The sequence below is a fragment of the Streptomyces sp. NBC_00316 genome (assembly GCF_036158715.1).
Classification (GTDB): Bacteria; Actinomycetota; Actinomycetes; order Streptomycetales; family Streptomycetaceae; genus Streptomyces.
In genome coordinates, this window is the sequence record NZ_CP108023.1 from 8,158,771 (window position 1) to 8,178,593 (window position 19,823).

Here is a 19,823-nt window from a genome sequence, read left to right on the forward strand (position 1 = left end):
ACCCCTTGCGACCAGCACCCCAGCCGTAATTTCACGGCCTTGTGCAAAAGCCCCAGGCCGTCTTGAGTTCCGGTCTCGCAAGTTCGTCCGGGCGCTCGACCGGCATCGGATCGTGGGCTCGACAGGAAGGGTCGGGGCGGCAGGCGACAACGCGGCCATGGAGTCCTTCTTCAGCCTGATGCAGAAGAATGTCCTCGACCGCCGGACGTGGGCCACCTGTCAGGAACTGCGGATCGCGATCGTGACCTGGATCGAGAGGACCTACCACCGACGCCGCAGACAAGCCTCGCTCGCCCGGCTGACCCCCATCGAATACGAAACCGTCATGACCACACCGGCCCTCCAGGCCGCGTGACCGAACCTGTCACCCAACCCTGTATCAGACGCGGGCACACCCCAGGTGCCCGCTTCGTGGTCAGCCTGCCCGCTGGGTGACCGGCGTCGGCTCGGCTGTGGTGTCCGGAAGCGCAGCGCGCTCCCTGCGCTCCTGGACGTGGGCGTACGCCACCAGCCCGAGCAGGATCCCGAGCAGCACGCCTGACGAACCCGCGGTGCCGAGGTTGAGTCCACCCTTGGCGACCGGCTTGGTGAGGAAGTCACCGGCAGTGGCTCCGAGCGGGCGGGTGAGGACGAACGCGATCCAGAACAGCAGCACGTTGGGTACAGCGGGGACCGGCATGAGGACGACGAGCACTACTAGTGCGCCTGTCACGAGGGCGGCGCCGCCCGCGTAGCCGAGGCCGGAGCTGTCGGAGAGGAAGTCGCCCATTGAGGTGCCGAGGGTGTTGGAGACGAGGATCGCCGACCAGAACAGGGCCTCGCCGCGGAAGGTGACGATGTCGCGGATCACGAAGGTCATTCCGGTCAACTTCCACACGATGAACACGGCGACCAGGACCGAGACGAGGATCGCGGCACCCTCGGGGTATCCGAGGCCCAGGCCCTGCGGGCCCCAGCCGAGTGATGTGGTGCCGTTCGAGAGGAACTTGGTGCTGGCGTCACGGTTCATGAAGTCGGACATCGTCGTGCCGGCCATGCTGGTCGACAAGATGACGGTCCAGTAGAAGAAGGGGTTGTAGCGCCGGGAGCGGAGCTGGACGACGAGGGTCACGACGAAGATCAGGAACAGCGCGATCGTGGTGAGGAAATATCCCATCCCGAGCGTCTGGGCGAACAGGTCTCCTGCTGTCTCGCCCAGGGTGGTCGCCGCAATCTTCGTGATCCAGAAGGCCAGGGTGACCTCCGGCAGTTTTTTCACCAAGCGTTTCCGGGCCTCGGCGACCTCGAGGTCGATGAGCACTTCGGGCTTCTCCACGGTGCGGACGCTCCTATTCGTGCAATGTCTCAGAGCGCTCGTCCGGAGGCGATCGCCCTGTGAAGACGGTGGGGGCCGCGGACGGCGGCCGCGTCGGTGTCCGACTCTGTCAACGGTGACCTGAATCGATCCTGAACGCGTGACCATGGGGTGACTCTGTGTGTCTGGTGGTCCGTTTCGGCTGGGTGGCGCCCGTAGCGGCGCCAGCAGATGGATGACCAGGTCAGGGATGACCGTGAGGAACCGCGGTCTGGTCACCACGGTGCCGGGACCGAACCACTGTCGCCGGTCAGTTGGCAGAGAGCGTCACCCATTGAGGCGCCCAGCGGACGGGTGAGGAGGTATGCGATCCAGAAGACCCGTACGGCGTCGTCACGTCCCTCACGCTCGCGTGTGGCATGAACAACGGCAGCGCCTCGCTTATCCGGAGTTCGCCAGGTCTGTGTGCATGTCGGCGACACGTTGTCTCCCGTGACATGTGAGTTACCTGGCCGTGAGTCGGCTGCGGCGCGCTCGGTCGTGCGCCTGGCACCGGTTGGGCCACGACGGACCAGGGGCTTCCCGGAGTGGGCCATCTACCTGAAATGCGATCTCGCGAACTGGGCGAAGAAGCCGAGGAAGTCTTTCTGGGTAGCTGATGTGGCGGTATGCCAGCACCCGCGCCCGTTGCCATCGGCACCGGTTTCGGAGCCCTCGTCACCGTTGCCGAGCCCACGAGTGTCCTCACTGCCTCCGGGAGACGGCGCCGGTACGTGAAGTGCCGCTGCGCCGCGCCCCGGCCGTGTGATGCGGCTGCCGCTGGGGTACGCGGAGAGATCGCCGGGCAGGTGTTGGGGCCGGTTACGGTCCGCCTCGTGCCGGTGGAGCTTCTGACTGAGCAGCACGGCCATCGCCTCCCATGAAACCTTTTGCGCCTGCCGCCGTCCCGATGATGAGGTGGCACGGTGACCAACCACGATGAGGCGGCGGCCGTCCGGCCTTTGACACTGGCTTGGGTGAACCGGCACCTGGAGGTCGGCGAACGGATCGTCAGGACCGAGGCGTTGCACGGCGGCATCACTGCTGAAATGCGGAGGCTGACCATCGGCACGCGGGACGGAGGCACCCGTGACCTGGTGCTGCGGACCTTCGTCGACGTGGAGCACGCCGACGACTGGCTGAACAGGGAGGCCGGCGCCCTGATCCTGCTCCCGGGGACCGGTGTGCCGGCTCCGGGACTGGTCGCGGTTGATCCGGCCGCCGCGCATTGCGAGTATCCATCGCTTCTCATGACACATCTGGTGGGCCGGACGGTCCTCGACGATGAGGGATTGGAGACACGCGTCCCTCTGCTGGCCCGTCAACTCGTGGCGATCCACGCGTTGCGACCCGCCGAGCGGCCCCGGGAGTATGTGGCGTGGACGACCGCCGACACCGTCGTGACTCCGAAGGGCGCCGACGCGGCGGCATGGGCCGCGGCGATCGACGTGATCCGCAAGCCCGCGCCGCCCTATGAAGGGCGATTCCTGCACCGGGACTTCCACCCCGGCAACGTGCTGTTCGACGTGCCGCCCCCACAGCCCGCAGGTGCCCGGATCACCGGCGTCGTCGATTGGGCGGCCACCTCCTGGGGCCCGGCGGATCTCGATGTGGCGCACTGCTCCACCAATCTCGCGCTGCTGCACGGCCCGGCGTGGGGTCTGCGGTTCGCTGAGGCGTATGAGGAGGCCGGCGGTGTGCTGGCCGCGGCCGCGAGCGAGCGGCTGTACTGGCAGGTGCGGGACGGGCTGGCGTTCTCAGAAGAAGTGCAGTTGGTGTCGCAGCCCTGGCGGGAGGCAGGGAGGACAGAGCTGACGACGCGAGCCGTGGAGGAGCGGCTGGATGCCTATGTCATCGCCCTGATGGACACGCCGGGCTGAGTCGAGGTCGTGCGGGGGCGCGGCCCCGACCTCATCGGTCACTGCTCAACCAAGTGGGGCATCGAGCGGACCCTGGGGAATTCCGTCGGTGCGGTGCTGATCACCATGGCCCTGTCGGGCACGTCGTTTCTGTCGGCGCCGGTGCTGGCGTACGGGCTGCCGCAGGAGACGGCCGCGAACCGGGTCGTGCGGATGGCGCGTCCTCAGAGCCTGCCCTGCCCTGCTCGGCACCGCACTGAGGGTCGGGCTCCCGAGGTATGGGCATCAGTGTGAACACGGTCGACGCGCCGCCCGTCGGCAAGGGGCGCCCACCGGGGGAGACGGCGAGGGCGTCGTCGAGATCGCCCAGCCTGGTCACGCCCTGGTCAATGCGTCAGGGTGGCGAGCGGACACGGCCTACCGATCGGCCGCCGCAGCGGTCCGCAGGTCCGCGGCCGTCAGCAGCGACAGAAGTTCGATGTCCTCGGCTGCGAGCGCATCGGCGCCACCTTGCTCCCGGTCGATCACGCACAGGGCTTCGCCCACCTGAGCGCCCAGGCCCCGCAGGTCCGCGGTCGACAGCACGATCTGCCCACCGCTGGTGACCACGTCCTCGACGACCAACACCCGGCGGCCCTCGACCTCGGCGCCCTCGGCGAGACGGCACGTGCCATATGGCTTGGCCCGCTTGCGCACGAACGCGCAGGGCAGCCCCGTGTGCCGACCGAGCGCGGTCACCACCGGGATGCCACCCATCTCCAGGCCGGCCAGCACCTCCGTGCCGGACGGCACCAGCGGGGCCATGCGCCGGGCGATCTCGTCCAGCAGAACCGGATCCGCCTCGAACCGGTACTTGTCGAAGTACTCCGTGGCCGTGCGTCCGGACCGGAGCGTGAACTGGCCGGTCAGATGAGAGGTGGCATGGATACGGAGAGCAAGATCAGGATGCGTCACAGGCAACAAGTCTCCCAGAGACTCGGCCCGTCAGGAGGTGAAAGGTGACATGGCCGCGCGGGCCCGACCAAGGTTCACACCTCAACGACCCAGCCGGCCGCCAGCACGTCACTGCCTGCGTGAAACCACTGTCAGCTGGGCTGCCACAACTCGACCCGATTGCCCTCAGGATCGGTGACCCAGCCGAATCGACCGACACCCTCCATGTCCTGAGTCTCCTCGGCCACGTCCGCTCCCTTGGCGCGCAGCTGCGCGAGCATCGCGTCCAGGTCGCGGACACGGAAGTTGAGCATCGTCTGCTGGGCGCGGGAGCCGAAGTACTCGGTCTCGGACTCGAAAGTCGCGAACACTGTCACCCCGGCTTCCTGACGCCACAGGCCGTTCACATCGGCGTCGAGGCCCAGGCAATCGCGATACCAGGCACCCAGGGCCACCGGGTCGGCGGCCCGCATGAAGTATCCGCCCACTCCAAGCACACGTTCCATGTCGCCATCTTGCCAGGGCCGCGCTTGCCCGCTTCGTAACACGTCTCGATCGCGGGGGAACTCGTAAGCGATAGGCGACACCTCACCATGCGAGCTCACCGCCCTCAACCTCTGTTTCCTGCCATGGTTCTGCCCTTCCGGGGAGGGATGGTTGAGCGGCGATGTCGGCCAGTAGTGGGCTGCTGCCACTCGGGCGAGCCTGCCGCCAGGTTGCTAGGACCTCGAGGCCCGCCGGGTCACGATGCCTGTGCCGGGAGCGGACGGCTCACGGTGTCGTGGCCACTACACAGGGAGCAAGCCATGCATGCACGGCGAAGGACGGTCCTCACGGCAGGTGCGGCGGGCGCCGCCGGGCTGGTGACCGCTTGCGGCTCGTCCGGGGACGGAGGCAGGAGCACGACACACGCGCCGGAGGCCTCCCGGAGCGCGACGCCGAGCACCAAGGCGGGCGCGGCGAGTGCCGATGGTTCCGCATCGCCGGGCGAGGCTCTCGCCAAGACCTCGGACATTCCGGTCGGAGGTGGCAAGATCTTCGCGGAGCAGGAGGTCGTGGTGACGCAACCCGAGAAGGGCGAGTTCAAGGGCTTCTCCGCCATCTGTACCCACATGGGGTGCACCGTCGCAGAGGTCAGCGAGGGCACCATCAACTGCCCCTGCCACGGCAGTCGATACCGCATCACGGACGCAGCGGTCGTGGCCGGCCCCGCGCCGCAGCCGCTGCCTGTCGCACGGATCACCGTCGCCGGTGACACGATCCGGCTCGGATGACAGCCTCGGGGCCGGTGAGCACATGTCTCCGTGTTGCGTATTGCCTCCTTGACGCTGCTCGGTATCACTGTGAGTGACACCCGCACAGGTCGGTGCCGTGGTCCGGCTCCGTAGAACCATCGGGCGAGAAGCTCAGGCCGGATGAAACCCACGTAGCCGCCGAAGGCTGCTGGATCGATGTTCTTCAGCTCTTCGGCAGGCGGGGAGAGCTCAGGTGTTCCTCCTGCGTCGGGGCCTGTGGCTGCGGACGCACTCGGGCCACGCCGACAGCCGGATGGTCCTGAATGGGGCCCGGTGATCGGGGTGCACCTGGAACGTGGCCCACCGACCCGTCACCCGGCCCCAGCCGACCTCAGCTCTCGCGGGAGTTACGAACGAGCACCGAGTCGGACTTCGGTTCCGGACCAGGCACGGTGAGATCAGCGGCGATGCGATCGAGGCTGGTCGTACGCGGGGTCGTAGGACCGCCGGGCGCCCCGGCAGGTCCTCGTCCCGAGGCGATGCCCTGGGGTGGGGCGCGGGTATGGGGCCGGGTGTGGGTTCAGCGGGTCTGGTCGGTCGGACGGATGAGGATCTCGTTGACGGCGACGTGTGCGGGTTGGGTGAGTGCGTACACGATGGCGGTGGCGATGTCCTCGGGCTGGAGGGTTCGCATGGACTCGGCCATGTTCTTGGCCGCGGCCTGGATGTTCGGGTCGGTGATGTGGCTGGCCAGTTCGGTGGAGACGAATCCGGGTTCGACGACGATGACGCGTACGCCTTGTGTGGTGACCTCTTGGCGCAGTGCCTCCGCGAAGGCGGTGATGCCGAACTTGGTGGCTGCGTAGACGCCGCTTGCGGCAGAGGAGATGCGTCCGGAGGTCGAGGAGACCTGGACCACGGCGCCCTTGGATTGCAGCAGGTGCGGCAGTGCGGCGTGGACGGTGTACATCGAGCCGAGGAGGTTCGTCTCGACCATGCGGGTCCACTCGGTGGTGTCCGCGTCGAGGATGGCGCCGCTGAGCATGATGCCGGCGTTGTTGACCACGGCGTCGAGGGCGCCGAAGTGTTCCACGGTCGCCGTGACCGCGTCCTGTACCGATTGCTGGTCGGTGACGTCGAGCTCGAGGACCAGGATCTCGCCGGGGGCGTCCTGGGCCAGGGCCTTGAGGCGGTCCGTCCGGCGGGCGCCGACGGCGATGCGGGCGCCCGTCTTCGACAGGGCGAGTGCCGTGGCCTGGCCGATGCCCGAGGACGCGCCGGTGACGAGGATGACCTTTCCTTCAAGGGTGTCGTTCACGTTCTTCTCCCAGGGGTGCGTGGTGATGGGGGTGGCCCGTTCGGCGGGTCACCCGGTGGCCGACGGACCTTAAAGTGACCGCCGGGTCATGTTGAGCATAACACTTAACCTGACCGTTCGGTCATGTTGCTGATAGGCTTCTTCCCAGGAGGTGGCACACATGGTCGGCAGAACAGCCGCTTCGACGCCCAGGGCGGACATGGTGCGCAACAGGCGTCTACTGCTCGAGGCCGCGACCGCGGCGTTCGCCGAGCGCGGTGTCGATGTGTCGATGGGCGAGATCGCCGAACGGGCCGGTGTCGCCAAGGGCACGGTGTTCCGGCACTTCGCCTCGAAGGAGGACCTGCTCGCGGCGATCACACTTCAGTTGCTCGACCGGCTCACCCGCACCGTGGACGGCCTGCTGGGAGCGGACGACGCGGCCGAGGCGCTGCGCGAGTTCATGACGGCCGGTGTCGAGGTGCTCGCCGCGGACCGCGCGTTCTGTGAAGTGATCGGGCGCCCGTCGCTGCAGCACTGGGAGGTACGGGACGCGATCAACCGACTCTGCGAGGGCGCCGAGGTGCTCACGGCTCGGGCGCGTGAGCAGGGCACCGTCCGCGGTGACATCACGGGAATGGACGTCGTCCTGCTGCTCGGCGGCATCCATCAGACGGCGGCACCCCTGCTGGCCGCGCAGCCGCAGGCATGGCGCCGCTACCTGCAACTGGCGTTCGACGGACTGTGCACCCCCGACGCCCGCCCACTGCCGCACCCGCCACCCGCCCCCCTGGGCCCCGACGAACCCCCAGTGCCGGCCTGACCCGCGACACCGGCTCCCGCCACGTCCCACCGGGCGGCGTACAGGACGTACCGACCCTGCGGCACGCACCGGCCGACTCGGCCGCTCGGAAGGGGAACCGGCATCACCGGGCCCCGTCCATTCCGTCCCGATGCGGCCGACGGCGCGGACGAATGCGAAGCGGGTGCCGCCCCCGAGCGGGTGCGCCAGGGTGGTCGAGTTGCCGGAGAACGTCCTGGCCCACGCCGCGCACCGGACGGCCCGGGCGCCGACGAGGCGTGTACAGCAACCGCACGACTCGCGCCCACCTGCGCAGGCGCGGCATCCGGCACACGATCCCGGCGATGAGGGACCGAGCAGCCGGACACCGGCGCCGGGGCTGGCAGGGCGGACGGCGGCATTGATGCTCAGCGATACAAGAAGCGGAACGCCGTCGAGGGACGGATCAGGGAACTGAAGCAGTTCAGAGCTGTAGCCGACCGCTGTGACGAGCGCGGATACGTCTGCCTCGGCACCGTCATTGCCGCTGCCCGGTCGGTATGGCTCCGAACGCGACCACGGGCAGCGGATTGCGACTGAGGCCTGCGCCGGGTCCTTACTTGCTGTGCACGATCTGGATCAGGTTGCCACAGGTGTCGTCCAGGACCGCAGTGGTGACAGGCCCCATTTCCAGCGGCTCCTGGGTGAAGTGCACGCCGAGCTCTCGCAGCCGGTTGAACTCCGCTTGTACGTCGTCCACGGCGAAAGAGGTGGCCGGGATGCCGTCCATGACCAGTGCCGTCTTGTACGGCTTCACCGCGGGATGGCCGGAGGGCTCCAGCAGCAGTTCGGTTCCGTCGGGATCCTCCGGCGAGACCACGGTCAGCCATCGGTCCGTACCCAGCGGGACGTCGTGCTTCTTCACGAAGCCCAGCACGTCGGTATAGAAGCGCAGGGCTTTGTCCTGGTCGTCGACGAAGACGCTGGACAGGTGGATCTTCATGGGGTGCTCTCCGGTGTATCGGGCCTGAGCCACCGGGTCACGATGCGCTCAAGGGGTTCGGTGTTCAGATCGTGGAACTTGTAGCGGCCCTGGCGCCGCGAAAGGACCAGCTCGGCGGATTCCAGTACGGCCAGGTGTTGGCTGATCGCCTGGCGGGAGAGCCCCAGGCCGTGCTTGGTCACCAGCCGTGTGCAGATCTCGAACAGGGTCTGGCCGTCCCGTTCCGCCAGCTCATCGAGGATGCGCCGGCGGGTGGGGTCGGCCAGTGCCTTGAAGACGTCGTCCGCCATGACCAACACCATAGGCAAGTGGCGACTTGCCTATCAAGTCAGGTGCCCTGGCATGGCCTGCTTCAAGAGACAGGCCCTGATCCCGGAACTCGGCCCGGGGCCGGTCCGCCACCTCGGTAGCCGTCCGCGGCTCCAGCTCATCCCACGGGCCCCGGCGACACGGGCGTCACCACGGGTTGCCACCGCCGCAGGGTGGCCGCCGGGCCGGCCGGCACTCCCAGGTCAACCAGCGGAAAATGCGGCGCCAGGACAGTGGATGAAGTCCGAGATGCCGCTGGGAGTATGCAGACGAGTCTCCGACTCGGATCACTAGGCTGCCACCCGGCACCGGACTCGACCCAGGAGTGCACATCATGTTCGACCCTGCCCAGAAGCATCCGTATCCCGACGCTCTTCGACCGGACGAGGTACCTGCGCCCCACGCACTGCTCGCGCCGGTGATCGGCCTCCTGGGCACCTGGGTCGGCCGGGGCCGTGGCGGGTACCCGACGCTCGCCGAGGAATTCGCGTACGCGCAGGAGGTCACCTTCAGCCATGACGGGCGGCCCTTCCTCCGCTACGAGGCGCGCGCCTGGCTGCTCGACGAGGACGACACCCCGCTGCGGCAGTCGGCTCGGGAGAGCGGCTGGTGGCGGCTGCAGCCCGAGGGGCGCGTGGAGGCGTTGATCACCCAGCCCACCGGCATCGCGGAGATCTTGGTGGGCCGCGTGGACGACGGCGTGGTCGATCTCACCACCCATCAGGTGGCTCTCGCCCCCACAGCCAAGGAGGTCGACGCCACCCGCCGCCGCTACACCCTGACGGACGAGGGCACGCTCACTTTCGTCCATGACCTCGCTGCGGTCGGTCAGCCCCTGCAGCACCACCTTTCGGCGCAGCTTCGACGCGGGGGCGGGGACTGGGCCGCGCCGTCGGAGCGTGCTGCTGGACGAGAGTGAGGGACCCTCACGGTGCGCTGTGCGTCGCGAACGCCGGGGCGCTTGTGCGTGGCGGCAGATCGAGCGCGTATGCGAACCGCCCCAGGGCGATGAACGGGTCGGCGCCGGGATCGGCACCAGGGGGCACGGTTTCCACGGCGTCCTGTAGCTTCCGGCCCGCCGCGGCAGTCCGGCCATGTGAACGCTTCGGGCAAGGGATCCGTCGCGGCGGGCGGCGACATCGGCTCGGCGTCGACGGGCAATTGATGGCGGCGGGAATGGGTACGGGGGCTCGGCCGAGACGTCCGGCGAGCGTTCGATCGTGGCAGGCCGGTCGATTCGGCAGTCCCTCACCGGGGAACACGCGGTGGCGATGCACGTGGAGAGGCGCTGACACTGCCACCGGAGGCGTTCGAGCTGCCCGAGGCGCCGCCGCGCAGGGTCAATCTGCCGGAAGGGGCGCGCCTGTTCATCGGCCGGGAACGTGAACTCGCCTATCTGGACGAGGCATTCGTACCGCGCTCGGTCATGGTCGGCTTCGTCAACGCCCTCGCCATCCTGATCTTCATGGCGCAGGTCCCGGAGATGCACGACGTGCCCTGGGCCGTCTACCCGCTCATCGCCGCCGGTCTGGCGCTGATGTTGTTCTTCCCGAAGGTCACCACGGTGATCCCGGCCCCGCTGGTGTCCATCGTGATCCTCACCGTCATCACCGTCGCCGCCGGTATCGCGGTGCCGACCGTGGGCGACTAGGGCGCCCTGCCCTCCTCCCTGCCCGTGCCGGGCCCGCCCGACGTTTCCTTCACCCTGGACACCCTGGACACCCTGGCGACCATCGCCCCGTACGCACTGGCGATGGCGCTGGTCGGGCTGATGGAGTCGCTGATGACCGCCAAGCTCGTCGACGACATCACCGACACCCACTCCTCCAAGACCCGCGAGTCGATCGGGCAGGGCATCGCCAACATCGTCACCGGCTTCTTCGGCGGCATGGGCGGCTGTGCCATGATCGGCCAGACGATGATCAACGTGAAGGTGTCCGGCGCCCGCACCCGCCTGTCCACCTTCCTGGCCGGGGTGTTCCTGATGGTGCTGTGCATCGTCTTCGGCCCGGTCGTCTCCGACATTCCCATGGCCGCACTGGTCGCGGTCATGGTCATGGTCTCCTTCGCGACCTTCGACTGGCACTCCGTCGCCCCCAGGACGCTCAAGCGGATGCCCGTCGGCGAGATCGCCGTCATGGTGATCACCGTTGCCTGCGTGGTCGCCACCAGCAACCTCGCCATCGGCGTCGTCGTCGGCTCCATCACCGCCTCATCTTCGCCAAGCGGGTCGCCCACCTGGCCGACGTCACCGACCCCGACGGCACCGGCGTCGTCTACTCCGTCACCGGCGAGCTGTTCTTCGCCTCCTCCAATGACCTCGTGGGCCAGTTCGACTACGCAGGCGACCCCGACAAGGTCGTCATCGACCTGTCAGCCGCCCACGTCTGGGACGCCTCCTCCGTCGCCGCCCTGTATGCGATCGAGACCAAGTACGCCCAGCGCGGCAAGAACGTGGAGATCATCGGGCTGAACGAACATCGGTACCGTTCACACGCACCCGACCGTTCGCGGGGCGCAGGACGCGGCGGACGGCACGCAACAGGCCCGCTTGCCGCTGCCGTTCGGGCCGATCACCTCGCCCGGGCGTGCGGTCATCGCGATGTCCCGTACCGGACGACGTCCGTCGGCAGTGAGCGTGACGTCGTCGACGATCACCTGGGAACACTGTGCCGGCCGCGCGCGTTCGTTCATTTGTCAGGCCGTCCTGCGACAAGGAGAGCGATGCCGGAGCCGGGATTCCCGCCTCTGCAAGAGCGTGGCCGAGGAGCCGGCTGGTATCGCGGGGACTGCCACATCCATACGGTGTACTCGGATGGTGAACTCACGCCTGAGCAGGTGGCGGCCGACGCTCGTGCGGTGGGGCTTGACTTCGTCGCCACTACGGAACACAACTCCGCGAACGCGCATGGTGCCTGGCGGCGTCATGCCGCAGATGACTTCTTGATTCTCCTGGGTGAAGAGGTGACCACCAGGACCGGGCACTGGCTCGCTCTCGGTATCGGCCCGGGTCAGGTGATCGCCTGGGACTACGGCGTGGGCGACGGACTCATCGACGGATGCCTGGACCAGGTCCGCGAATCCGGTGGTCTCTGTGTGGCCGCGCATCCGCACGCGCCCTATCCGTCAGGCAGCTTCATGTACCCCTATCGGGGCCTCGATGTGGTCGAGGTATGGAACGGGTTGTGGACGTCGGACCGGCCGTGGAATGCCGACAACGAGGCCGCTCTCGCCGAGTGGGGTCGAGGACTGGCGGAGGGAATGCGTACGGGGCGCTGGCGGCCGGCCATGGGCAACAGCGACACACATCTCGCTGGTCAGATCGGCATCCCGCACACCGTCGTGCTTGCTGAGGAACTGAGTACGTCGGCCATCCTCGCCGGAATCCGTGCGGGCCGCAGTTGGATCGCCGAATCGGCCGGCGTCGATCTGTCACTCACGGCCGTCGCGGTCGGCCACAACGCGGGGATCGGCGAACACCTGGCAACCTGTGGGGAACCTGTCATGGTCAGCGCACACATACGCGGTGCCGCAGCGGCGACCGTCAGCTTCCACACCGACCGGGGCCAAGTCCACTGCGAAGCGCTGCCGGACTCCGGCGTAGGTACCGCTGAGTGGCAGACGACATCTGAGGACTCGGCGTTCGTCCGGATCGAGGTGCGCCATCCGAACGGCCATATGGCCGCTCTCACCAACCCGATCGTGCTGACCTGACCTCCAGATGGCTTCCCTCTTCGTGCCACCCTGTCAGACTTCGCTCCCCATGGGCCATGCGGGGCATCAAGCGCGGCCGTTCGAGGCATGCCGTGGCCGCCTTCCCGACGACTGTCGTCCGGCCGGGACACCTTCCTCACAGGGGTACGCCCTGGCCGGAGGAGAGACCCGGTGCCGTGCGGGCTGCGGAGCGCTCGCCGGTCACCGGCCATGTCCTCACCGTCGACGGCGGCCTCATGGCGGGCGGACCGCTGCTTCCGGGCTCGTGAATCAGCCACAACCGAGGAGTGATCATGGCCAAGCGCTCGGGCATCGACGCGGTTCACACCTTCTGGGAGCAGGTGTGGCAGTCTCCCCAGAACTATGACGCCGTCGACGATCTCGTCGTCGAGGACTTCGTTCTCGTCTCCGGAGGCCGCAGGATCGAAGGCCGGGAGGCGTTCAAGAAGTGGGCCGAGGAGTTCGGCGCGGTCATCCGGAACCTGGAGTTCGAGGTGGCCGAGTCGTTCGAGAACCACGACGGGTCCCGGGTCGCCTCGATGTGGCGGATCACCGGCACCAACAACGGAGCCTTCGGTACGAAGCCCGACGGCAAGCCCGTCGAGATGACCGGAACGGCGATCTGGGCCGTGCGGGAGGACGGAATGCTGCTGTCCAACCACGTCGAGCGCAACGCCTTCGAGGTGTACAAGCAGCTGACCGCCGAATAGACGCATCGCGGGGGAGCCCTGTTCTCGTACAGCTACGGCGAACGGACATGTGACGCCGAGTGATCATTCAGGACTGTGATCGCGTTGCCGTCGAGCGGCGAAGCCGGCGTGGGCGGATCTGCCGACTTGCGGCGACGTGCTGTTGGAGCGGGTCAGTGGGCGAAGAGGGTACTGGCCAGGGCCACGTTGACGGCGGTGCCGCCGATGATGCTCAGCAGCGCGTTACGGCGCCACAGATGCAGCCCGGCGGTGACGGCCAAGGCCGCCAGGGGCGCGGCTGCGCGCAGGTGGGGCAGCGGAAGGTCGCGCAGGCAGTAGACGAACAGGATCACCATGACACCGGCCGGTATGCGGGCGCCGAGGTACTGGACGGTTCTGCTGGCGCGCAGGGGGGTGAGGACGGCGAACGGCAGGGCACGCAGAGCCCAGGTGACGGCGGCCGAGACGACCGTGGCCATGAGCAGGTAGCGGGTGTCAGGCAATCCGAGGCAGTGGAGAACACACTGGCCTCCTACGAGGAAGTCGTGGAGTTCCGCCGGATGTTCGGCCGCCCTGACTACTTCCTCCGCGTCGCCGTCGCCGACCACGCGCCTACGAAGCCTTCCTCACCGGCAAGCTCACCGGCCTTCCCGGCATACTGCGCGTCGAATCCCACCTGACCATGAAGAAGATCAAGACCGATTCCTGACCGCCACCACGGGCGCAGGCCCCGGGCGTGGAGCCATGACGTCGGCCAGCGCGGCGACCGCCAGCAGGTCGGACTCCCTGCCGCGTCGGGCGACGAGTTGGAGTCCGACGGGCTCGCCGGCCGGTGTGAATCCGGCGGGCAGGCTGACGGCGGGATGCCCGCTGATGTTGAACGTCCAGGTCAGGGCGACGCTCAGCGTGTCCCCGGGGCCGTCGTGGTGATGGGGAGGGTTGGGCGTGGTCGGGGTCGCCAGGAGATCCGCCCGGGTCAGCACGTCCTCCACCTCTTCGGTGATGACGGCTTGATCTGCGGTGACACGGTGCCGGTCCGCGGGGTCGGGGCTGCGCAGGTTGCGCCAGCACCCGGCCGGGTCGCTGAGCCGGACCGGGAGGTCGCGCAGGCTCAGCGCGCCGGATCGGGCGAGAGCGTCGAGGAAGGCGTGGGCCGTCTCGGCGATGCGCGTGTGTGTGTCGGCGAATCCCAAGGTCGCCGACCAGATGGTGCGCAGGGGACGGGACGGGGCAGCGGGCCGGTGCGCCCTGGTGCTGCCGCCCGCGAGGACGTCGAGATAGGCCGCAGCGTCCTCGGCCCGCCGGGCGAGCGGGCCGGCGATGTTCAGTCCGGCGCGGTCCCGTGCGGGCACGAGCCCGTTCGTCGGCTTGAGGCCGAGGACGCCGCACCACGCGGCGGGGATGCGGACGGACCCGGCTCCGTCGCTGCCGGTGGCCAGGGGGACCATGCCGGTGGCGACGGCGACGGCCGAGCCGGCGGAGGACCCGCCCGGACTCCATTGTCGATCCAGGGGGTTGAGCGTGCGTCCGCGTGGGGTTTCTCCCCACGTCTGCCAATGCGTTCCCCGGCCGGGCGTGGAGGTCGCACCCACCGGTACGCAGCCGGCCTGCATGAGCCGGACCGTCTGCAGGGCCGTCGCCCCCTCGGTGGCCTTGACCCCCAAGGGAATACCGGCCAGGGGAAGTTTTGCTCCCGCCCGGACCTGGCGGTCGACCCACTCGGCCTGCCGGACGGCCAGTACGGGCCACATCTCGGTGAATGCCCGGACCTCGTCGTCGCTGCCGATCCGGGCCAGGGCCGCCGCTGTCACTTCGCGCGCGGACAGTCGGCCCGCGCGGACCGCGGCGGCAATTCCGCATGCGGACAGGGAGTTGTCTGCGCTGTCGTGCAGGTCCGGGCTCTTCGAGCGGTTCACCGCGCTCGCCCCTCGAGCAGTACGTCCAGATCCTGGCGCGGATCGTGCGGCGCCCGGGCCGGCTCTTCACCGGCCCCGGTCACGGGCCCGCCGGCGTGCCCGGAGTCGGCCCGGACCCGCGCGATCCGCGGCTTCGTCTCTCGCTGCAACGGGCGCGCTGGCAGCCGGCACACCGACGCCGCATGCGCTGACGGCGTCGTCGGCGTCGAGGTGTCCGGGGTCGAGAAGTTCAAGGTCCCACAGTATCGACTACTGCCCCGACGTTCCGGTCGGCCCGCCCGAGCGGCGCAGACATGATCAACGAGCTGGGACCGGGGCGGGACCTTCGCCCGCGCGGAGCGCGCACCGCGGCAGAACTGTCCGTCGGCCCCCCGGCCGTGGCCGAGGGCGCTCCACCGGCAGTCGACGCAGGTCGGGGCGGTCTTCCGGGCGGCGCATCCGATGCGGTCGAGGACGTACACCGCCCGTCCCGGAGCACGCACCTTGAACACCGGCTCGTAGTCGTTGCGGCAGACCTCGCACACAGCCATGCTGGTCACTCCTCGCTGCTGGATCGGCGCGCTCGGCCGCCTGCACGTTTCCCCGCGACGCGCGGCGCCTTGGAAACCGGCCAAAGAGCGCACCGATCCTCCGGCGGCGCCTGGGCTGCGGCCCGGTCCTCCCGCCGGAACCATTCCCACAGCGCCCTCCCGCCCGCCGGCTCGGGCATCCGGGCCGGCGGCCGGGTCCTGCTCAGCGTCTGGTGAGCTCTCGGGCGGCTCCGGCGATGTGGGTGCGGGAGATGCCTGCGGCGTCGAGGAGTTCGGTGGGTGTGCCGGAGACCGGCAGGTTGCGGACGGCGAGGTGGGCGAAGGCGGGGGCCTGGCGGTGTTCGGCGAGGGCGGACAGGACTGCCTCGCCGAGGCCGCCTTCGGGGTGATGGTCTTCGGCGACGACCAGGGCGCCGGTGTCGCGGGCGGCGAGGGCGAGGGTGTCGGCGTCGATGGGCTTGACCGAGTACACGTCGATCACACGGGCGCTGATGCCGTCGGCCGCGAGCTGATCGGCGGCGGCCAGGCATTCGTGCAGGGTGATGCCGGCGCCGATGAGGGTGACCTGGTCGTGGTCGCCGGTGCGCAGGGTCTTGGAGCCGCCCACGGGAAAGGTCTCGTCGGGGCTGTAGAGGACGGGGTAGGCGCCGCGGGTGGTGCGCAGGTAGGAGATGCCTTCCAGGTCGGCCATGGTGGCGGTCAAGGCGGCGGCGGAGGTGGCGTCGCCGGGGTAGAGCACGGTGGAGCCGTGCACCGAACGGAGCATGGCGAGGTCTTCCACTCCCATCTGGGAGGGGCCGTCCGCACCGATCTCGACGCCGCAATGGCTGCCGGAGAGGGCCAGGTTCGCCTCGGAGATCGCGGCCATGCGGATGAAGTCGTGGGCGCGGGTGAGGAAGGCGGCGAAGGTCGCGGCGTACGGGCGATAGCCGCGCATGGCCATGCCGACGGCGGAGGCGATCATCTGCTGTTCGGCGATGTAGGTCTGGAAGTAGCGCTCGGGATAGGCCTTTCCGAAGTCCTCGGTATGGGTGGAGTTGCCGACCTCGGCATCCAGCACGACGACGTCGGGCCGCGCACCGAGTGCGACCAGGGCCTTGCCGAAGGCGGACCGGGTGGCGACCTTGTCGCCGACCTCGAAGCGGGGCAGTTCGACGGCCACGTCCCCCATGGGCGCGCGCGGATGGTCGTCGGCGGGCGGCCTGGGGCCGCTGACGGTGAGGTGGCGTACGCCGCCCAGTTCGTCGATGGCGCGTTCGGCGAGATCGGCAGGCAGGGGCTTGCCGTGCCAGCCCTCGGCGTCGGCGACTTCGGAGACGCCCTGGCCCTTGACCGTTCTGGCGACGACGACGGTGGGGGCCTGGCCGTCGGCGGCCGTGGCCAGGGCCTGGTCGATGGCCTTGAGATCGTGGCCGTCGACGACGAGGGCGCGGCAGCCGAAGGCCTCGGCGCGGCGCGCGTAGGCATCGGTGTCCCAGCCCAGTTCGGTGGGTCCGCTCTGGCCGAGGCGGTTGACGTCGATGAGGGCCGTGAAATTTCCCAGCCGGTGGCGGCCGGCCTTGTCCAGGGCCTCCCACACCGAGCCTTCGGCCATCTCGCTGTCACCGCACAGCACCCATACGCGGTAGGGCTGGTGTTCCAGGTCGCGCCCGGCCAGGGCGATGCCCACCGCGTAGGCGATGCCTTGTCCCAGCGAGCCGGTGGCCACGTCCACCCAGGGCAGCACGGGAGTGGGATGGCCCTGCAGGCGGGCGCCGTTCTGCCGGTAGGTGGTCAGCAGTTCCTGCTCGTCGATGGCTCCGGCGGCGAGGAACATGGCATACAGCAGGGGAGAGGCGTGGCCTTTGGAGAAGATCAAGTGGTCGGCTGCCGGGTTCTTCGGCTGCTGCCAGTCGTAGTGCAGGTGGCGGGTCATCAGGACCGCCATGAGATCGGCGGCGGACAGGCTGGAGGTGGGATGGCCCGAGCCGGCCGCAGTGCTGGCGCGCACGGAGTCCACCCGCAGCTGCTGGGCGAGTTCGAAGACCTGGGCCAGGTCGCTGTCGGGACCGATCGGGTGGGTGGATCCGTGCTCGGCCGTCATCACGGCCTCCTTCCCTGAAGAACACTCCTACCGGATGCCTGCTACCCCGTGGGCGGGCCGTGTTCTCGGCCGCGGCCTCCTGTTCGGCCGTTTGCCAGCAGTCGGCAGCCACCCCGGGTTCTGATCGGGCGACAGGTCCAGGGCCGGACCGTCTCCATCCATCGGCGCGGTTCGGCGCACGCGCCCCGCGCATGAACGGACGGGCGGTGGGGCGGGCGCGGGATGCGGATGTCGCTGAGCCGCGTGGACCCGGCGACCGTCCCACGCGGACAGGTGACCGGCCACGGAGAACGCCCTGGCTCCGTACCCGCGCGCAGTCGACACGGGGATCTGGGATCTGCGCGCAGGGCCGGTCCGATCGGGCGGGTTCTCAACGGTCTCGGAGCGGCCCCCGCCACGCCCCTCGAAATTCCCTCCGGCGCCGGTTTGTATTCTCGGCAGGCGCCATCCGACGCCCGAGCGGGCCCTGTGAGAGGACACACCATGACCACCGAGTTGAGCTCCGACGCACTGGGCGGGCTCCTCGACCGTGCTCGGCAGGACTATGAGGCACTGGCGGGCCGTGGGCTCTCTCTGGATCTCACCCGGGGGAAGCCGGCGCCCGCACAGCTTGATCTCTCCGAGGATCTGCTGAGTCTGCCCGGTGGCCGGCACACCTCCGCCGACGGGACCGATGTGCGCAACTACGGCGGGCTGCAGGGGCTGGCCGAGCTCCGGGAGATCTTCGCCGACGTGCTCCAGGTGCCGGTGGGGCAGCTGATCGCGGCCGGGAACTCCAGTCTTGAGCTGATGCACGACTGCCTGGTGCACGCGCTTCTCGGTGTGGTGCCGGGGGCCGAGTCCCGCTGGGTGGACCAGGAGCGGATCGTGTTCCTGTGCCCGGTGCCCGGCTACGACCGGCACTTCGCGCTCTGCGAGCGGTTCGGGATCGACATGATCGCGGTGCCGATGACGGACGCGGGGCCCGACATGGATGTCGTGGAGCGGCTGGTCGCCGAGGATCCGGCGGTCAAGGGCATCTGGTGCGTCCCGAAGTACAGCAACCCGGACGGGGTCTGCTACAGCGACGAGACCGTGGCGCGGCTGGCCGGGATGCGGACCGCCGCCCCGGACTTCCGGATCTTCTGGGACAACGCCTACGCCGCGCACCACCTCACCGATGAGCCGGTGGAGATCGCCGACCTCCTCGCCGCCTGCGAAACCGCGGGGAACACGGACCGTGCCTTCGTGTTCGGCTCCACCTCCAAGATCACCGCGGCGGGCGCGGGCGTCGCCTTCTTCGGTTCGTCGGCGGCCAATGTGCAGTGGCTGCTCGGCAACAACGCGAAGCGGTCCATCGGGCCGGACAAGGTCAACCAGCTGCGGCACGTGCTGTTCCTGCGGGACGCGGACGGCGTACGGGCGCACATGGAGCGCCAGCGGGCCCTGCTGCAGCCGAAGTTCGAGGCGGTGCAGCGCATTCTCGAGGCCGAGCTGGGTGGGACGGGGCTTGCCAAGTGGACGTCGCCCAAGGGTGGTTACTTCGTCAGCCTCGAGGTCGCGGAGGGCTGTGCCAAGGAGGTCGTACGCCGTGCTGCGGGTGCCGGCATCGTGCTGACCCCGGCCGGCGCCACCCACCCGTACGGCGACGACCCGTACGACGCCACCATCCGGATCGCGCCCAGCTACCCGACGCTCGAGGAACTGGAGCAGGCGATCCTCGGGCTGACCGCATGCGTACGGGTCGTGGGATACGAGAGGCGGATGGCCCAGCGGTAACCGGCTGGGTGCTGTCCCGTCAGGTGCGGTGCCCCTCGGCGGCGAGAGGGGCGGGCGGCGCGTCCGCCGACACGGCGGATGCCCCCCCACCCGCGACGCACCCACCCGCGACGCCGCCGGCCTCGGCGCGGCCGGCCGACGTCGGCGTCGGAACGCGGACAGCATCATGCCGACGCCCGTGACGAGGGCGATGAAGGGCGGCCGCATCGTGGCACGAGTCGGTGTCCCGGGTCGGCCTGGAGAACGTCGCGGCGGCCTGGCGCAGCAAGCCCGGCGGCATGGTCAGCTGTGCGCCGATGCGGCCGGTCGGCGCGGTGACGGCGGAGAGGCCACACCAGTGAGGCCACACCAGTGAGGCGAGGCCGAGCAGTGGCGTGCGCACG

The 19,823-nt window shown here is 69.2% G+C and carries 21 protein-coding genes and 2 pseudogenes; 10 read left to right on the forward strand and 13 right to left on the reverse strand.

Features of this window, described 5'->3' with window-relative positions; translation table 11 throughout:
* Positions 1-64: 64 nt before the first annotated feature.
* Positions 65-355 (forward strand): annotated as a pseudogene (locus OG878_RS36375) (integrase core domain-containing protein); the annotation flags it as partial.
* Positions 356-415: 60 nt separating this feature from the next.
* On the opposite strand, the gene OG878_RS36380 reads toward OG878_RS36375, so the two are convergent.
* Positions 416-1,315, reverse strand: coding sequence for a COG4705 family protein (locus OG878_RS36380; protein ID WP_328890710.1), 900 nt, complete (start codon positions 1,313-1,315; stop codon positions 416-418).
* 254 nt (positions 1,316-1,569) lie between these two features.
* Complete coding sequence (locus OG878_RS42415; RefSeq protein ID WP_443049209.1) at positions 1,570-1,890, reverse strand: hypothetical protein; 321 nt, start codon at positions 1,888-1,890, stop codon at positions 1,570-1,572.
* A gap of 369 nt (positions 1,891-2,259) precedes the next feature.
* On the opposite strand from OG878_RS42415, the gene OG878_RS36385 reads away from it, so the two are divergent.
* Complete coding sequence (locus OG878_RS36385) at positions 2,260-3,213, forward strand: phosphotransferase family protein (protein ID WP_328890711.1); 954 nt, start codon at positions 2,260-2,262, stop codon at positions 3,211-3,213.
* 396 nt (positions 3,214-3,609) lie between these two features.
* On the opposite strand, the gene pyrE is transcribed toward OG878_RS36385, so the two are convergent.
* Both pyrE and OG878_RS36395 read right to left on the reverse strand, forming a co-directional pair.
* Positions 3,610-4,146, reverse strand: coding sequence for an orotate phosphoribosyltransferase (gene pyrE, locus OG878_RS36390; protein WP_328890712.1), 537 nt, complete (start codon positions 4,144-4,146; stop codon positions 3,610-3,612).
* A gap of 131 nt (positions 4,147-4,277) precedes the next feature.
* A complete protein-coding gene (locus OG878_RS36395) occupies positions 4,278-4,631 on the reverse strand; it encodes a VOC family protein (protein WP_328890713.1) in 354 nt (117 codons plus the stop codon).
* Between the two features lie 300 nt (positions 4,632-4,931).
* On the opposite strand from OG878_RS36395, the gene OG878_RS36400 reads away from it, so the two are divergent.
* Positions 4,932-5,399 (forward strand): Rieske (2Fe-2S) protein, encoded by a 468-nt coding sequence (locus OG878_RS36400; RefSeq protein WP_328890714.1) that lies wholly within the window; start codon positions 4,932-4,934, stop codon positions 5,397-5,399.
* A gap of 541 nt (positions 5,400-5,940) precedes the next feature.
* Here the strand turns inward: OG878_RS36400 and OG878_RS36405 are convergent.
* Complete coding sequence (locus OG878_RS36405) at positions 5,941-6,678, reverse strand: SDR family NAD(P)-dependent oxidoreductase (protein WP_328890715.1); 738 nt, start codon at positions 6,676-6,678, stop codon at positions 5,941-5,943.
* 160 nt (positions 6,679-6,838) lie between these two features.
* Between OG878_RS36405 and OG878_RS36410 the strand changes: the two genes are divergently transcribed.
* Complete coding sequence (locus OG878_RS36410; protein WP_328890716.1) at positions 6,839-7,480, forward strand: TetR/AcrR family transcriptional regulator; 642 nt, start codon at positions 6,839-6,841, stop codon at positions 7,478-7,480.
* A 574-nt stretch (positions 7,481-8,054) separates the two neighbouring features.
* On the opposite strand, the gene OG878_RS36415 is transcribed toward OG878_RS36410, so the two are convergent.
* Together OG878_RS36415 and OG878_RS36420 are read right to left on the reverse strand one after the other, a co-directional pair.
* On the reverse strand, positions 8,055-8,441 hold the full coding sequence (locus OG878_RS36415) for a VOC family protein (protein ID WP_328890717.1): 387 nt from the start codon (positions 8,439-8,441) through the stop codon (positions 8,055-8,057).
* Positions 8,438-8,731: an ArsR/SmtB family transcription factor gene (locus OG878_RS36420; RefSeq protein ID WP_328890718.1), complete on the reverse strand. Its 294-nt coding sequence runs from the start codon at positions 8,729-8,731 to the stop codon at positions 8,438-8,440. The genes OG878_RS36415 and OG878_RS36420 overlap by 4 nt, the downstream gene beginning before the upstream one ends.
* Positions 8,732-9,084: 353 nt before the next feature.
* Here OG878_RS36420 and OG878_RS36425 point away from each other — a divergent pair, with 353 nt between their 5' ends.
* Positions 9,085-9,669, forward strand: a complete 585-nt coding sequence (locus OG878_RS36425) for an FABP family protein (RefSeq protein ID WP_328890719.1) — start codon at positions 9,085-9,087, stop codon at positions 9,667-9,669.
* 489 nt (positions 9,670-10,158) lie between these two features.
* Positions 10,159-11,246: pseudogene (locus OG878_RS36430) on the forward strand (SulP family inorganic anion transporter); the annotation flags it as partial.
* On the opposite strand, the gene OG878_RS36435 reads toward OG878_RS36430, so the two are convergent.
* Positions 11,241-11,444 (reverse strand): hypothetical protein, encoded by a 204-nt coding sequence (locus OG878_RS36435; RefSeq protein WP_328891544.1) that lies wholly within the window; start codon positions 11,442-11,444, stop codon positions 11,241-11,243. The pseudogene OG878_RS36430 and the gene OG878_RS36435 overlap by 6 nt on opposite strands.
* A 30-nt stretch (positions 11,445-11,474) precedes the next feature.
* Between OG878_RS36435 and OG878_RS36440 the strand changes: the two genes are divergently transcribed.
* The gene (locus OG878_RS36440) at positions 11,475-12,464 is read left to right on the forward strand and encodes a CehA/McbA family metallohydrolase (RefSeq protein ID WP_328891501.1); all 990 of its coding nucleotides are present in this window, start codon (positions 11,475-11,477) and stop codon (positions 12,462-12,464) included.
* A gap of 293 nt (positions 12,465-12,757) precedes the next feature.
* A complete protein-coding gene (locus tag OG878_RS36445; protein ID WP_328890720.1) occupies positions 12,758-13,174 on the forward strand; it encodes an ester cyclase in 417 nt (138 codons plus the stop codon).
* 152 nt (positions 13,175-13,326) lie between these two features.
* Here OG878_RS36445 and OG878_RS36450 read toward each other — a convergent pair whose 3' ends face one another.
* Positions 13,327-13,656: a branched-chain amino acid transporter permease gene (locus OG878_RS36450; RefSeq protein WP_328891502.1), complete on the reverse strand. Its 330-nt coding sequence runs from the start codon at positions 13,654-13,656 to the stop codon at positions 13,327-13,329.
* A gap of 42 nt (positions 13,657-13,698) precedes the next feature.
* On the opposite strand from OG878_RS36450, the gene OG878_RS36455 reads away from it, so the two are divergent.
* Positions 13,699-13,833, forward strand: coding sequence for a hypothetical protein (locus tag OG878_RS36455; RefSeq protein ID WP_443049288.1), 135 nt, complete (start codon positions 13,699-13,701; stop codon positions 13,831-13,833).
* 12 nt (positions 13,834-13,845) lie between these two features.
* On the opposite strand, the gene OG878_RS36460 is transcribed toward OG878_RS36455, so the two are convergent.
* The 3 genes from OG878_RS36460 to OG878_RS36470 all read right to left on the reverse strand — a co-directional run bounded on the left by OG878_RS36460 (position 13,846) and on the right by OG878_RS36470 (position 17,682).
* A complete protein-coding gene (locus tag OG878_RS36460) occupies positions 13,846-15,069 on the reverse strand; it encodes an amidase (protein ID WP_328890721.1) in 1,224 nt (407 codons plus the stop codon).
* Positions 15,066-15,302 (reverse strand): hypothetical protein, encoded by a 237-nt coding sequence (locus OG878_RS36465; protein ID WP_328890722.1) that lies wholly within the window; start codon positions 15,300-15,302, stop codon positions 15,066-15,068. The genes OG878_RS36460 and OG878_RS36465 overlap by 4 nt, the downstream gene beginning before the upstream one ends.
* A 499-nt stretch (positions 15,303-15,801) precedes the next feature.
* The gene (locus OG878_RS36470) at positions 15,802-17,682 is read right to left on the reverse strand and encodes a transketolase (protein ID WP_328890723.1); all 1,881 of its coding nucleotides are present in this window, start codon (positions 17,680-17,682) and stop codon (positions 15,802-15,804) included.
* A gap of 483 nt (positions 17,683-18,165) precedes the next feature.
* Between OG878_RS36470 and OG878_RS36475 the strand changes: the two genes are divergently transcribed.
* Positions 18,166-19,440, forward strand: a complete 1,275-nt coding sequence (locus tag OG878_RS36475; protein ID WP_328890724.1) for an aminotransferase class I/II-fold pyridoxal phosphate-dependent enzyme — start codon at positions 18,166-18,168, stop codon at positions 19,438-19,440.
* 19 nt (positions 19,441-19,459) lie between these two features.
* Here the strand turns inward: OG878_RS36475 and OG878_RS36480 are convergent, their stop codons facing one another.
* Positions 19,460-19,822 (reverse strand): hypothetical protein, encoded by a 363-nt coding sequence (locus tag OG878_RS36480; protein WP_328890725.1) that lies wholly within the window; start codon positions 19,820-19,822, stop codon positions 19,460-19,462.
* Position 19,823 lies beyond the last annotated feature (1 nt).

Excerpts from the sequence above, each read along its gene's own strand:
- OG878_RS42415 (WP_443049209.1), bottom strand. The coding sequence starts at position 1,890 with ATGGCCCACTCCGGGAAGCCCCTGGTCCGTCGTGGCCCAACCGGTGCC.
- OG878_RS36395 (WP_328890713.1), bottom strand. The coding sequence starts at position 4,631 with ATGGAACGTGTGCTTGGAGTGGGCGGATACTTCATGCGGGCCGCCGAC.
- OG878_RS36400 (WP_328890714.1), top strand. The coding sequence starts at position 4,932 with ATGCATGCACGGCGAAGGACGGTCCTCACGGCAGGTGCGGCGGGCGCC.
- OG878_RS36410 (WP_328890716.1), top strand. The coding sequence starts at position 6,839 with ATGGTCGGCAGAACAGCCGCTTCGACGCCCAGGGCGGACATGGTGCGC.
- OG878_RS36415 (WP_328890717.1), bottom strand. The coding sequence starts at position 8,441 with ATGAAGATCCACCTGTCCAGCGTCTTCGTCGACGACCAGGACAAAGCC.
- OG878_RS36420 (WP_328890718.1), bottom strand. The coding sequence starts at position 8,731 with ATGGCGGACGACGTCTTCAAGGCACTGGCCGACCCCACCCGCCGGCGC.
- OG878_RS36425 (WP_328890719.1), top strand. The coding sequence starts at position 9,085 with ATGTTCGACCCTGCCCAGAAGCATCCGTATCCCGACGCTCTTCGACCG.
- OG878_RS36435 (WP_328891544.1), bottom strand. The coding sequence starts at position 11,444 with ATGAACGAACGCGCGCGGCCGGCACAGTGTTCCCAGGTGATCGTCGAC.
- OG878_RS36440 (WP_328891501.1), top strand. The coding sequence starts at position 11,475 with ATGCCGGAGCCGGGATTCCCGCCTCTGCAAGAGCGTGGCCGAGGAGCC.
- OG878_RS36445 (WP_328890720.1), top strand. The coding sequence starts at position 12,758 with ATGGCCAAGCGCTCGGGCATCGACGCGGTTCACACCTTCTGGGAGCAG.
- OG878_RS36470 (WP_328890723.1), bottom strand. The coding sequence starts at position 17,682 with ATGACGGCCGAGCACGGATCCACCCACCCGATCGGTCCCGACAGCGAC.
- OG878_RS36475 (WP_328890724.1), top strand. The coding sequence starts at position 18,166 with ATGACCACCGAGTTGAGCTCCGACGCACTGGGCGGGCTCCTCGACCGT.